This is a genomic window from Halalkalibaculum roseum (assembly GCF_011059145.1).
Lineage (GTDB): Bacteria > Bacteroidota > Rhodothermia > Balneolales > Balneolaceae > Halalkalibaculum > Halalkalibaculum roseum.
In genome coordinates this window covers 666278-679774 of record NZ_JAALLT010000001.1, presented here as the reverse complement: position 1 = coordinate 679774, position 13497 = coordinate 666278, and the positions used below count along the sequence as shown (strand labels likewise).

14 protein-coding genes are annotated in these 13497 nt (G+C 44.9%); 10 read left to right on the top strand and 4 right to left on the bottom strand.

The window, feature by feature from the left end; all coding sequences use genetic code 11:
• Positions 1-32: 32 nt before the first annotated feature.
• Both G3570_RS02780 and crcB read left to right on the top strand, forming a co-directional pair.
• Positions 33-491 (top strand): copper chaperone PCu(A)C, encoded by a 459-nt coding sequence (locus tag G3570_RS02780; protein WP_165138933.1) that lies wholly within the window; start codon positions 33-35, stop codon positions 489-491.
• A 2-nt stretch (positions 492-493) separates the two neighbouring features.
• Positions 494-877 carry a fluoride efflux transporter CrcB gene (crcB, locus tag G3570_RS02775; RefSeq protein ID WP_165138931.1) on the top strand — a complete coding sequence of 128 codons (384 nt, stop codon included), beginning with the start codon at positions 494-496 and terminating at the stop codon, positions 875-877.
• Positions 878-928: 51 nt separating this feature from the next.
• On the opposite strand, the gene pafA is transcribed toward crcB, so the two are convergent.
• Positions 929-2578 (bottom strand): alkaline phosphatase PafA, encoded by a 1650-nt coding sequence (gene pafA, locus G3570_RS02770; protein WP_165138929.1) that lies wholly within the window; start codon positions 2576-2578, stop codon positions 929-931.
• Positions 2579-2956: 378 nt separating this feature from the next.
• Between pafA and G3570_RS16525 the strand changes: the two genes are divergently transcribed.
• Together G3570_RS16525 and G3570_RS02760 are read left to right on the top strand one after the other, a co-directional pair.
• Complete coding sequence (locus G3570_RS16525) at positions 2957-3670, top strand: phosphatase PAP2 family protein (protein ID WP_165138927.1); 714 nt, start codon at positions 2957-2959, stop codon at positions 3668-3670.
• 137 nt (positions 3671-3807) lie between these two features.
• Entirely contained in the window at positions 3808-4380 is a 573-nt protein-coding gene (locus G3570_RS02760) for a DUF3124 domain-containing protein (RefSeq protein WP_165138925.1), read from the top strand.
• A 98-nt stretch (positions 4381-4478) separates the two neighbouring features.
• Here G3570_RS02760 and G3570_RS02755 read toward each other — a convergent pair whose 3' ends face one another.
• From G3570_RS02755 to G3570_RS02745, 3 genes are all read right to left on the bottom strand, one after another.
• Positions 4479-6890, bottom strand: a complete 2412-nt coding sequence (locus G3570_RS02755) for a TonB-dependent receptor (RefSeq protein ID WP_165138923.1) — start codon at positions 6888-6890, stop codon at positions 4479-4481.
• 106 nt (positions 6891-6996) lie between these two features.
• Positions 6997-8259, bottom strand: coding sequence for a sensor histidine kinase (locus G3570_RS02750; RefSeq protein ID WP_165138921.1), 1263 nt, complete (start codon positions 8257-8259; stop codon positions 6997-6999).
• Between the two features lie 2 nt (positions 8260-8261).
• Entirely contained in the window at positions 8262-8942 is a 681-nt protein-coding gene (locus G3570_RS02745) for a response regulator transcription factor (RefSeq protein ID WP_165138919.1), read from the bottom strand.
• Positions 8943-9137: 195 nt separating this feature from the next.
• Here G3570_RS02745 and G3570_RS02740 point away from each other — a divergent pair, with 195 nt between their 5' ends.
• From G3570_RS02740 to gnd, 6 genes are all read left to right on the top strand, one after another.
• The gene (locus G3570_RS02740; protein ID WP_165138917.1) at positions 9138-9464 is read left to right on the top strand and encodes an ArsR/SmtB family transcription factor; all 327 of its coding nucleotides are present in this window, start codon (positions 9138-9140) and stop codon (positions 9462-9464) included.
• Positions 9465-9467: 3 nt separating this feature from the next.
• A complete protein-coding gene (locus G3570_RS02735) occupies positions 9468-10292 on the top strand; it encodes an arsenite methyltransferase (protein ID WP_165138915.1) in 825 nt (274 codons plus the stop codon).
• 410 nt (positions 10293-10702) lie between these two features.
• Positions 10703-11122 (top strand): arsenate reductase ArsC, encoded by a 420-nt coding sequence (locus G3570_RS02730; protein ID WP_165138913.1) that lies wholly within the window; start codon positions 10703-10705, stop codon positions 11120-11122.
• 42 nt (positions 11123-11164) lie between these two features.
• Entirely contained in the window at positions 11165-11413 is a 249-nt protein-coding gene (locus G3570_RS02725; RefSeq protein ID WP_165138911.1) for a hypothetical protein, read from the top strand.
• A 41-nt stretch (positions 11414-11454) separates the two neighbouring features.
• Positions 11455-12039, top strand: coding sequence for a gluconokinase (locus G3570_RS02720; protein WP_249066611.1), 585 nt, complete (start codon positions 11455-11457; stop codon positions 12037-12039).
• 2 nt (positions 12040-12041) lie between these two features.
• Positions 12042-13496, top strand: a complete 1455-nt coding sequence (gnd, locus tag G3570_RS02715; protein WP_249066609.1) for a decarboxylating NADP(+)-dependent phosphogluconate dehydrogenase — start codon at positions 12042-12044, stop codon at positions 13494-13496.
• The last annotated feature ends 1 nt before the right edge of the window (position 13497 follow it).

Here is a 13497-nt window from a genome sequence, read left to right as displayed (position 1 = left end):
AATTCAGGAGTCAGAATTATTTTAGAAACATTATGAAAAATTTGTTGCTCTATGGTTCCATTTTGTTGCTGGGTGTTGCCTGCAGTTCCGGGGAGACTGACCAAGAGACTACCAAGGTTACGCTAAGCGGTACAATTGAAGTAAGTCAACTAACAGCCCGGCCGGTTTCACAAGGACAGAACAGCGCTGCTTATTTCACCATCATAAATGGACTGAAATCGGCAGATACGCTGACTACCATGGAATCGCAGTTCTTTGAAGGAGCCGAGCTGCATGAATCATATACCACTGAAGAGGGACTATCGGGCATGAGGCCGGTAGGAAATATTGTTATTCCGTCCGGTGACAGCCTGGTACTGAAACCGGGCAGCTACCATGTGATGCTGATGCGAGCGAAGAGAAATTTTGCTGCGGGCGATACCTTGCCTTTAATCTTGAACTTCTCACAGAGTGGAAAAAAGAGCTTGAACTTACCCATCAACCGGTTTTAACCATGATTAAAACACTATTACTGATCGGTACAGGCGGCTTTGCAGGCAGTGTCAGCCGTTACCTGCTTACCAAACTAATTTCTACCAAATGGCCCATGGCTTTTCCATGGGGTACCTTTGGAGTGAATATTTTGGGGTGTTTCCTGATCGGGATAGTAATGGGACTGTCTTTCCAGTCGGCGATGAGTACTCAGACCCGGCTGCTGTTAGCCACCGGTTTTTGTGGCGGTTTTACGACCTTTTCAACGTACTCACTCGAGATCTTTGAGCTCTATCAGCGAGGTGAAGCCGGAATAAGCATGCTCTACCTTTTTAGTAGTATAGTGGTAGGTTTTATGAGCGTGGGCCTAGGCTTATGGCTGGTAAAGGTGTTTTACCAAAACTGAACTTAGTGCCTTAGCGGTATAAACCACTAAGGTCACAAAGAATATAAAGTACTACTCGAAAATCAACGGTTTAGCTTCAGAGCCATTTGGTAACGGAATCTGTAAAAGTTCTGATATTGTTGGGGCCAGTTGGGTGACCACGGTCTTCTTAAATGTACCTCCCTGTGGGATGCCCCAACCGTACATCAGCATAGGTACATGGGTGTCGTAGGTGTAAGGCGAGCCGTGAGTCGTACCGGTCCGCGAAGAACTAATCAGCCATCCCGGTTTCAGCTGAATATAAACATCACCGGAACGCTGATATTGAAACCCACGCTGGTACATCCCCTGCAGGCTTTCCTCATACTTTTCTGTGGCAAAATTGGCCGCTGTATTCGTAGACAATACCCCCTCGAATTGAAGCAGAAAATTCGCAATATCTTGCTGCATTGCTTCCAAATCTATCTGTTTCTGTTTAATCAGCTCGCGGTCCAGATAAACCTGCTGGTTTGACAGTGCCCGAATCCAATTTTGCTTGCCGTATTTATCGGTTAAATAGTTTAGCAGAGCTTGCGTGGCGCGGTTGGTATTGAAATATCCACCCGGTTGTCCGGTCTCTTCCAATTGCGCAGGTACATCTACAACCCCATGATCTGAAGTTAGAAATACCATGTAATTCCCCTCACCTACTTCTTCATCCAGTGTGGCAAAGAGATCGGCAAGATCCCGATCCAGACGTATGTAGGTATCCTCTATTTCAACCGAATGCGGACCGAATTGATGACCGATATAGTCGGTGGAGGAAAAACTGATAGCCAGCAAATCAGTACTTTCATCCCCGCCCAGGTTCTCATTTTGAAGAGCACGCTTTGCCAGATCCTTCACTAGTGTATTCCCAAGAGGCGAACTCTTCACGGTCCAATAAACTGAATCTCCCTGGGCCATTGCCATTTCGTGGGGAAATACCGGACTCTCTTCCCAAGGAAAAGCCCCTTCATAGGAAGAACTATCCGGATCACTGTTGGTGTACTGATCCATGGGCAACAGGGTATTCCATGTTTGGTTGCTATAGGCACGGGCATCACCCTGCTCATTAAACGCACTAACCCATTCCGGTAACTCTTGCGTATACCAGGTGCTGCTTACAAAGTTACCACCGCTGTCGTCATACCAAAGGGCAAGGTTACCCATATGACCAACGGGTAGAATAGCACCACGATCTTTCAATGAAATCCCGATTATCTTTGAGCCACTACTCACTTTCTTCAATTCATCACCAAATGTAGAGCTCAACAGGCTTTCCGGGGACATCTGTCCAACCGCTCCGGCACCCCCAACAGTTGATACCGAGGTATCCTCCACAACATATCTATTCCGGTTGGCATCACGGTCGAACCAGGAATTACCGACAATTCCGTTTACCGAAGGCGTTGCCCCGGTGTAAATTGCTGCATGTCCGGGACCGGTATAAGTTGGGAAATAATTAAAATGGTGATTGGCAAAATTATAGCCTTCGTTCACCAATCTTTTGAAGCCATCCTCCGTGTAGTGCTCCCAGTAGCGCGTCAGGTAGTCATATTTCATCTGATCCACTACAATACCAACAATCAGTTTGGGTTGTTCTTCAGGATCGAAATCTTTTTTAGAATCCTGGGCATAACCTGCGGAAAGTGTAATTGATCCCAGTAACAAGAAGAGTAATAACCTTAGTGACCATTTCATATCTGATGCCTGTCTGTATTTGTATGTTAATCTAAGCTAATTCCCTAACGTCTAAGAGTGAACGATCATTTTATTTAAATCTGTCACCCTCATTTTAAATAGATAGTTTTTAGTGCCTCTCAAAATATTTACCGCCAAAATAGGTTATATATTGAGTGCGCATGACGTTATATATGTTAAAATACGTTTAAGAATGGAACAAAATAACGCATTTTGGATAAATATCGATGATCTAAAAAATTTTAAGAAGTACTACTTTGACTTTTACGGGCAATTGAATGATATTTTTTGAGTTAGAATAAATTTTTTGGGCTTTTGAAAACACTATACAGACTTCCCCTCATACTATTTTTTTTGTATGCTCTTTGCCCTCTTTGTGTGGCTCAACAGAAGACGGACTTCAGTCGATTTGCCACGTGGGCGAAAGAGGATCCGGTGGCGATGTTCCAAAACATAACTATTCAACATGCAATTGGTGTCGGTACAGCGGGCCTGACTTTTGCAACTCTTTCCACTTTTGACGAGCCTACTTCCAAAAATATTCAGGAGCATTACAGACAGTCAAAATTTTTAAATATTACCAACGAGTTCGGTAATAAATTGCTTATTCTTCCGGCATCTGTAGCCTTATTTGGCAGCTCGCTCTTTACCGATAATACTAAGTTTCAGGATGCTGCCTTCACATCCCTGCAATCGGTACTGATGACTTCTCTGACGGTAGGAGCCGGTAAATTTATATTTGCCCGTGAACGTCCCTATATGAATGAGGGAGCCTATGATTTTGAATTTATGAGTCCGGGACAAACCTCTTTTCCATCCGGTCATACTGCCCGGGCATTCTCATTTATAACACCATGGATCATGTATTATCCCGGACCAGTAACATATTCTCTGTTTGCTCTTCCGGCCGGTACTGCCATCGCACGAATTGCAAAAGGTAAGCACTGGTTGAGTGATGTTGCGGCAGGTGCTGCAATTGGATTTTCCATGGGGTATTACCTTTCCAAAAGACATCTGGGCACACAAAATATTCAGGTAACACCTTCCTTCGGCAAGGACCTTGCTGCACTTTCCATTAATTTTGAATTCTAGATCAGTTTCGACGCTCTTTGCAAGAACCTCCTTTCTCTCCAGAAAACTGCTCTATAAATAAATTTTAGAAAGTTTGTCCGCAGAATATATCTTGAACATAGCGTCAGGTTATAATTATTGAATTCTAAAATTTAGAAATGCCAAACAGAATATTATATATCCTACTTATCCCGATGCTTCTTGCCTGTGGCAGTGAGGATGTGAGTCAACCTGCGGAGCCAATGGACTCAAAAGGTTCAGAACGTGAAACGGCAGACTCCCTGATGCAAGATAATTCTGATTTTGTCAGGCTAAACACTTCTTTAGGACAGACTGTGTATGTGCCGGTTTACTCTCATATCTATCAACTAAACCAACAAAAAACCTTCAATCTGACAGCAACCTTGAGTTTCAGGAATGTGGATCTGAACCGAACCCTGACTCTTACCAGGGTGCTATATTATGATTCTCAGGGTATTATTGTTAAGAATTATCTTGAGGAGCCCAGAACCATCAACCCACTGGCTTCTACCTCTTTTGTGGTGGAAGAGAATGATCTCAGAGGAGGTGTAGGTGCCAATTTTATTGTTGAATGGGAGTCAGAGAGCCCGGTATTTCCTCCCGTAGTGGAAGCTGTAATGATCAGTACATCACAGCAACAAGGTATCTCATTTGTTAGCGCCGGGAGAGTTATTGAAGATACTGGCGGCCAAAGTGACAGCAGCCCATAGAGAAAGTAAAATTCCGCGGGAGTTAGTCCGGGGACATAATGAATGCTGCCAGGCTGACTAGAATATTCTTGAGATTTGCAACTATTACAAATCAATCATTAATAATCTCCACCGCCTCGTTGTCCCCCTCCACGTTGCTCCTGTTCGCCAAAGAAGTACTGAAAATTAAGTGAGGCTGAACGGGATGACCAGCTGAATTCTCTCTGGGAATAGAATTCCGTATTCGGATTTCCATCCGTATTAACTGTATTGTTGAAATTCTGGGCATTCAGCAAGTCGCGTACATTCAGGGATATCAAGGCTTTTCCATCCATAAACTCTTTAGAGATCCCGGAGTCGATCATGGTCATACCTTCACGGGTACCCTGGGTAGTCTCACGCGGTCCCTGATACCGCATGGAGGTCTGAAACTTCCAGGTATCGGTTACATCCCAGCGAAGCTGCAGGCGACCCTGTGCAATTTCCGCCTCGCTGCTGAAGACTTGTCCCTGGTAACTGCCGTCGGAATTCGACCGGAAAAGGTTTGCATTAAGAGATAAATTCAGAGCATTGGCAATTTCCTGGTCGGCTGACAATTCGATGCCCCAGGACTCTTCTGTAGCCAGATTAATAGGAAAGATTCTTATCACACCCTGGTTTTGCTCAGTTATCCGCTCAATAACATCCGTTCGATAGCGATAGTAAAAACTGGTAAGCAGTGAACCGGAGTCCCAATAGTGCAGGTAGCCGAATTCATAGGAGTTGCTGAATTCCGGTTTCAGATTGGGATTGCCGGTAAACTGACTCCGCGGATCATCAAAATCTACGAAGGGAATCAGAGAACGCGACCAAGGTCGTGACAACCGGCGACTGTAACTAACCTGTATAGACTGCTCATCATTGAAAGCGTAATTTAGAAATGCACTCGGGAACAGGTTCACGTAATTCTGATCATTGACCTGACCCGTGCTTTTCACCTCTGTGCGGATGCGTGTATTCTCAAGCCTGAGCCCCAGTTGCCCTGAGAAGTTGCCCCACTCCGAGCCAAGGATGGCAAAAGCCGCATTCACATTTTCCAGATATTCAAAATTATCATTAAACGCAGGCAAGGAAACCCAGTTTCCGTTCTGTTGCTCCTCTACGTTATAGGAATTATCCATCCATTCGGTATCGCTTCGAATACCGGCCTCAAGTTTACCGTTCTCTCCAAGAGGACGAACATATTCAGCATTGATGCGCAGATCTTTCTCATCTTCCCCATCGGAAATTCGCTGAAAAAGCGGATCCGTGGTACCTTCCCTGATGGTTTCCTGAATATCAGTGTCGGCTGTTTCATTACTGATATCGAAGCTTGCATCAGCTGTCAGTTTATGTTCATCTCCCTCAAATTTGTTTTCATAATCCAGATTGAAATCGAAGTCCGTTTCATTCGACACCTCTTCATTGTCACGTACAATTTCTTCAATTACGGGTCCGGTGAACTGACCTGCCCGGTACTCATAATCCGTATAGTTGATGTCTTCGTTGTTTTCTTCACGCTCCCCGCTTACGTAGGCACTGGCCGTAAGTACTTCGTTTTCTGATAAGTAGAAGTCGGCTCCGAATCGAAGGTCTCCATCCAGCTCAGACTCCTGTGCATCGGTTTGTTCACTGTACATGTAGGTTGTGTCGGGACCGGAGAAACGCTGAAAGGAGCTTCCGTTTTCCGGTTCGGTCCTATAATCAATACCGCCATTGAAAAAGAAATTTATATCATTGACACGGTAATTGAGGTTAGTTGATCCTTCATACTCTTGAGGCAAACCGGTTCCAAGGGAAAAACTTCCGTTGACTCCTCTTTCGGTCTGTTTTTTCAAAATGATATTAATGATACCTGCAGAACCTTCGGCTGAATACTTGGAAGAAGGATTGGTAATAATTTCGACCTCTTTGATCATGTTGGCAGGAATACTCCTGAGGGCATCTACATTACCACCGCTCACCCTGCTGGAAGGCTTGCCGTTTATTAATATCCGTACAGACTGGTTTCCCCTGAGGCTGAGATTGCCGTCAATGTCAGTAGCCAGAGAAGGCACATTGTCGAGTACTTCAACTGCCGAACCGCCCAGGCTGGTGATATCCTGACCGACCTCAAATACCCTTTTGTCAAAACTCATCTGCATCTGGGAGCTCTCAGCCCTCACATACACTTCGGACATTGTTTCAGCTGTAGGACTGAGTCCTATATTCCCCAAATCAACCTCCTCACCTTCTGAAACACTTACTTCTTCAGTGTATGACTGATAGGAGACAAAGCTGATCTCTACCACGTAGTTGCCGGGGCTTACTTTGACGGAAAATACTCCGGCAGAATCGGTGGTGACACCGGTTATGATATTAGTTTCAGAAGAATCATATACCGCTACAGAAGCCTTGGGCAAGGGATTATCTTCTTCATCATAAACCTTGCCTGTAAGTATTCCTTCAGATTGGGCAAATAGTGAAGTAAATGAAAATAATGAGAATAGCGCAGTCAGAAGTAATTTCTTCATACAATCAGTTGTTTCGATTCAATACCTTCATTAATTCCTCGTCCTAAACATATGGACCGAAGCTATCTGAACCTTGTAACAAATCTGAATGAAAGTTGAAGATGTCTTAGTTATCGAACCTGACTTCAATAATATGCCTGGGTTCATGGTAGGAGTAACTGAGGCCAAAGTTATTTTGGTCGGCTATACGTTTAACAATAGATAGGCCGAGTCCAATTGAATTGGAACTGGTATCGGCCTTTTTAAACCGGCCGAACAATTCTTCAGTTGGCATGTCGATAGGTTCCCCGGTGTTTGAAATTTTTAGCCTATTATCGCCAAGAGAAATTCGAATACTTCCCCCTTTTACATTATGCTTGATGGCATTCTGGAAGAGATTTGTCCATAATATGTCAGCCAAAACCGGGTGCATATCTACTTTCACTTCTTTCAGGTCTTTTTCCACCGTTAGTCCGTTCAGTTCAATAAACTCTTCAAAAGACTTGGTACTCTCTTCCACCAATTCCGTAAAGTTTATCACTTCGGTATTGGTGAACTCATGATTTTCGATCTTTGTAAGCAACGCCAGAGACTCACTGAGCCTTGAGAGTTTTTTAACCGAACGGTGACTGGCTTCCACATATTCATATTGCTCGGGCGTGAGATCAGTCTCCGTTAGCAGTTCCAGTTTACCTTTGAGGATTGCGAGAGGTGTCTGAAGTTCGTGAGAAGCATTTTCGGCAAATTCTTTGAGATTCCTGTAGTCGGAAATTGCTTTTTGAGTCATCAATTCAACAAACCGGTTCAGATCATCAAACTCTTCTACCCTGGTCTCTTCCGAACGGATCGGCTCTTTACTTTGGAGGTTGAAATTTTTGATCTTTCTGAGCGTCTCCCTAAACGGCTTGAACAAACGGCTGGAAACAATGTAACCTACCCCTATAGCACCGATAACCTGCATTCCGAGAATCCAGAGCAGAATTTTGACTACTGCCTCCGTAATGTCATCTGACTCTACAAGAGCGCCGTAAGTTGAAATATAGTAGGAGGTGTCTTCCACGGTGCGATAGGCAGACACTTTCAAGTTGGGTTCCATCTGCTGCAGCCGGCCATGGTAGACCGAGGTATCCTTGATTGAAGTGCTGGGCTCTACTTTTTGAGGAAGGGCTCGCACAATCAGGTTTTGATCATCGGAACCTATATTACCTGCGCTGAAATCATGTCCCTGCTCCAACAGGTACGTTACCCGTTCGATGCGATCCATGAACCGGAATTTCAGTTCGTTGTTCAGCTCATCCTGGATGATGAAATAGGAAATGTAGCCTCCTATACCCAGCACAATCACGGTAACGGTTAGATAGATGAGTATAAATTTAGAGATCAACTTCATGATCAGTTGGTTACTTTAAACTTATAACCGATGCCATAAACGCTTTCTATATAATCTTCTGCCCCTACCTCTTCAAGCTTTTTACGCAAGTTTTTTATATGCTGGTACACAAAATCGAGGTTCGTGAGGTGATCTACATAATCGCCCCACAGGTGTTCGGCAATCGTCTGCTTTGATAATACATGATTTTTATTGGATGAAAAGTAAACAAGCAGGTCATACTCTTTGGGCGTAAGATCTACGGTCTCCCCATCAACCGAAACTTCCATAGTTTTGGTATTGATGGCAATATCATTCACATTGATAATTTCCTTTCCATCCCTCTGCTGACGCCGGTTGACAGCTTTGATCCGTGCATGAAGTTCAGGGAGCTGAAAAGGCTTAGTGAGATAGTCATCCGCGCCCAGCTCCAGGCCTTCAATTTTATCATCGAGTGCATTCTTGGCAGATATGATGATAGTGCCCGTTTCGGGATTTACAGATTTTAATTCGCGCAATACCTGCAGACCCGAGCCGCCCGGAATCATAATATCGATCAGTACCACATCATAGGTATACGACATCACCTTGTCGAATGCCTCGCTGTAGTTCATGGCTGACTCACAGATATAACCTTCACGCTCCAGGTACGTGCGGATATTCTCCAGCAAGTCTTCATTGTCTTCGATGATCAAAATTTTCATACGATTAAAGGTAACAAGAGAATTTGAAGCAAAACTGAAGCCTTAAAAGACTCGGGTAACACTCATATATAGCGATCAATCGGCTCATTTTCATGTAAAACCCATCTGAACATTCAGCAAGATTTATTTTAGGATATCCTTTGCAATTAAGGCTGAGTATTTTATATTAATCGTAAATTTACGATATACGATTATATGGCACTTACCAAAGCACACAAATTCAATACTACACAAAAAAGAACTGCGGAACTGGCTAAGGCTCTAGGGCATCCGGCACGGATCGCTATCATTGAAATACTTACGCGGCGCAATAGCTGCATCTGCGGCGATATTACAGATGAACTGCCCCTGGCACAATCAACAGTATCCCAGCATCTAAAGGCATTAAAAAAGGCCGGGATTATAAAGGGTGAAATTGATGGGGTCCGCACCTGTTACTGCATTGATGAGCAAGCTTGCCAAGAGCTTAAAGAACTGCTGGGTACGTTTATAAAACAAATTCAAACTGAAAACTGCTGTTAATTTATGAAGACACGACAAAAATCATCTGAGGAACTGAAACAAACGGTAAAAGAAAAATATGGTCAGATAAGCGAACAGAGTCGGGAGAAGAACGCCTCTTCCTGTTGCGGAACGGGTTGCGGCTGTGACACGGTCGATTACTCGGTATTTGCCGATGACTACTCCGATATGGAGGGTTATAATTCCGATGCCGATCTGGGACTAGGATGCGGCCTCCCCACTGAATATGCCCACATCAAACAGGGTGATACGGTCGTTGATCTTGGTTCAGGAGCCGGAAATGACTGTTTTGTTGCCCGGCAGCTGACGGGTGAGAGCGGTAAGGTGATCGGGCTGGACATGACCGAAAAGATGGTGGAGAAAGCCCGCAAAAACGCTGAAAAGCTAAATTTCAATAATGTCTCGTTCTTACTCGGTGATATTGAAGAGATGCCGCTGGATGACAATATTGCTGATGTGGTGGTTAGCAATTGCGTGCTCAACCTGGTACCGGATAAGGAAACAGCTTTTAGAGAAACCTACCGTATTATCAGGCCCGGGGGACACTTCAGCATTTCTGATGTAGTTATCCGTGGAGATCTTCCGGAGTCACTGAAAGAAGATGCCGAAATGTATGCCGGCTGCGTGGCGGGAGCAATAGATAGTGATGAGTACCTTGCTATAATCAGGGATACCGGGTTTAGAAATGTAACCGTACAGAAGCAGAAAAAGATTACACTGCCTGATGAAATTTTGGATAAGTACATGAGTAAGGAGGAGATCCAGAATTTTAAGGACTCTGAGACAGGCATTTTCAGTGTAACCGTATACGGGGAAAAACCGGAGTAGGAATATGAGTGACAAGCGTGGACGCTTAGCACACCAAGATTGTTTTGTCATCCCGAGCTTGTCGAGGGATCTCATCCATAATGAGAGGACTCAAATTTCTGAACGGATGAGATCCCTCCGCTTGCGGTCGGGATGACACCTTTATTCTCTCGTAAATCGCTCTGCGGTTGACGTAGATTCGGACGCTCAGCGTTACTTTATCCGATTGCAACAAAAAGCGCCCTTGTCCATAGCAGAGCGAGGGCTAAGTTAAGGTTGTAAATTTAATATAGGTACTCGTTAATCGTACTATGGCTACTCCAAGCGTCCACGCTTGGAGCTGTTTGGTGCCAGACGTAGACTACAGCACAGCTTAAAAGGACGATCCCGTCCAGAAAAAGATTTAAATTCTAAATTCTAAACCCAACTTCATGACCAACATTCTAATCCTCTGCACCGGTAACTCGTGCCGGAGTCAGATGGCCCACGGCTGGATGGAGCATTTGGATATAGGCAACCGATTAAATGTTTACAGCGCAGGCATTGAAACGCACGGGGTTAATCCCAAAGCAATACAAGTCATGAAGGAAGCCGGCACGGATATCTCGCATCATACCTCCAACCATATTGATGAATACCGGAAGATTGACTTCGATTATGTGATTACCGTTTGTGATCATGCCAAAGAGCATTGCCCCTATTTCCCATCCGATGCGCTTCGTATTCACCAAAATTTTAAGGATCCGGCACAAGCGACAGGCACGGATGAGGAAATCCTTACCGATTTCAGGCGGGTCCGTGATGAGATCAAGGAGTTTGTAGAAGTATTTGTGAAGAACAAGATATCCTGAATTTTCTGGTCTATACTTTTTATGCCCATCTGTATATTGTAAGTGACAAGCGTGGACGCTTGTCACAGCCTGATTTTTTTCATCCCGATCCGCCAGCTGGCGGAAGGGATCCCATCCATTCAGATATGTTATGATTTCTTCGCAGCGGATGAGATCCCTCGACAAGCTCGGGATGACACCTTTTCCCTCTCGTCAATCGCTCTGCGTCTGCTCATTCTATTATCACTTAAGGTACCCCGCCCACCGCAGAGCGGGTATAGCCTGCGGCGCCGCAGAGCGACGGCTGAGTAATTAATTGCTGGCTGAAGCTATTTCAAGCGTCCGCGCTTGGAATGTATAAAGTTCACTACTCTCTGAATCAATCTCCATTTGGAATTTCACGACTCTTTGTAGTATTTCCATTAAACATTAACAGCAGGTATACGAACATGATCTACATTGTGATGGGTGTCAGCAGTTCGGGCAAAACCCTGATAGGTCAGAAACTGGCCGAAGAGCTGGATTTTGCCTTTTATGATGCCGATGATTTCCATCCCATTGAAAATGTTGAAAAAATGGAAAGCGGTCAGCCGCTTAATGATGAAGATCGTCTTCCCTGGCTGCAAAAGATCCGAAGAAATATGATGCAGTGGGAACAGACCGGAGGAGCGGTTCTGGCCTGTTCTGCACTTAAAAAATCATATCGTGATATACTGAACCCTTCCGATATTCCGACCCGCTTTATCTACCTAAAAGGTTCGAAAGAGGTAATTGCAAAACGCATGAAGAAACGCAGTGATCATTTTATGCCCGAATCCCTGCTGGATTCACAATTCCGAGCCCTCGAAGAACCTCAAAATGCCGTCACGGTAAATGTTGATCAGTCCCCTGCGGATATCGTAAAAGAGATCCTCGCTCAATTAAATTATACCAAATAGCAATGATGGGAAAAGGGAATATCGGGGTGTATGGATTGGGAGTTATGGGGCGCAACCTGGCCCTTAACCTCGAAGAGCATGGCTACAGGGTTTCCCTGTATAACCGCACGGTTCCGGGCAAAGAAGAAGATATAGTTTCATCCTTTCTGGAAGAAGAAGGCAAGAACAAAGATTTTGTTGGCACCGAATCCCCGGAAGCATTTATCGGTTCTCTGAAACCGCCGCGAAAAGTATTGTTGATGGTCAAAGCCGGTGATGCAGTCGACAAGGTTATCGACCAGTTGACGCCTCTTCTTTCGCCCGGTGACATCCTGATTGACGGCGGTAATTCTCACTTCAAGGACACCGTCCGTAGAGTTCAGAAGCTTCAGGAAATGGAAATTCACTTTGTCGGTATGGGCGTTTCTGGCGGTGAAACGGGCGCCCGTCGGGGACCCTCTCTGATGCCGGGCGGTTCCAAAACAGCCTGGAAAAGTCTTAAACCCATATTGCAAAATATTGCGGCTACCGACCCTGAGGGCAAACCCTGTTGCACCTGGATTGGTACGGAAGGCGCCGGTCACTTTGTTAAAATGGTGCACAATGGCATCGAATATGCCGACATGCAGCTCATTGCCGAGTGCTATCACTTTATGAGGGAAGTGCTAGAGATGCCAATCCGCGAAATTGGCACCGTCTTTGAGAGTTGGAATTCGGGAGAACTAAACTCTTATCTGCTAGAAATCACTTCCAAGATTCTTAAAGTCACAGATGACAAGGGTGAACCGTTGGTAGAAAAAATATTGGATTCAGCCGGCCAAAAAGGCACCGGTCTTTGGACATCGGTTTCGGCACTGGAGAGCGGGACTCCTTTACCAACTATCACGTCCGCAGTATTTTCAAGGGTATTTTCCAGTTTCAAGGGGCTTCGAATTAACCTATCCCAAAAGCTAGGCGAGCCTTCACAACAACCCCTTGATAGTGGAGAAGCTTCCCGGTTCGTTACCGCTCTTGAAAAAGCTTTGATTGCCGGAAGAGTCATCACACTGGCTGAAGGATTCTTTTTTATAAAGCAACTTTCGGAAGAGAAGAATTGGAACATCGACCTTGCTGAGGTAGCCCGTGTTTGGCAGAACGGTTGTATCATACGGTCGGAATTACTGATACCGGTGCGAAAAGCATTACAAGCCGAAATAAATAGTTCTCATCTGCTTAAAACTGAACTTTTCAGCATGAAACTCCTTGATTTGATTCCCGAGCTTAGGAATGTAGCATCAACCGCTATACAATACGGAGTTCCAGTGCCGGCCATGAGCAATGTCCTTGCGCAGTATGATATGCTGAGGTCGGAAAAGCTGCCTGCCAACCTGATACAAGCCCAACGCGACTTCTTCGGAGCGCATACCTACGAACGGGTAGACCGGCCTCGCGGCGAGTATTTTCATACAGACTGGAGTAACGCAAACGACAAAACCTAAT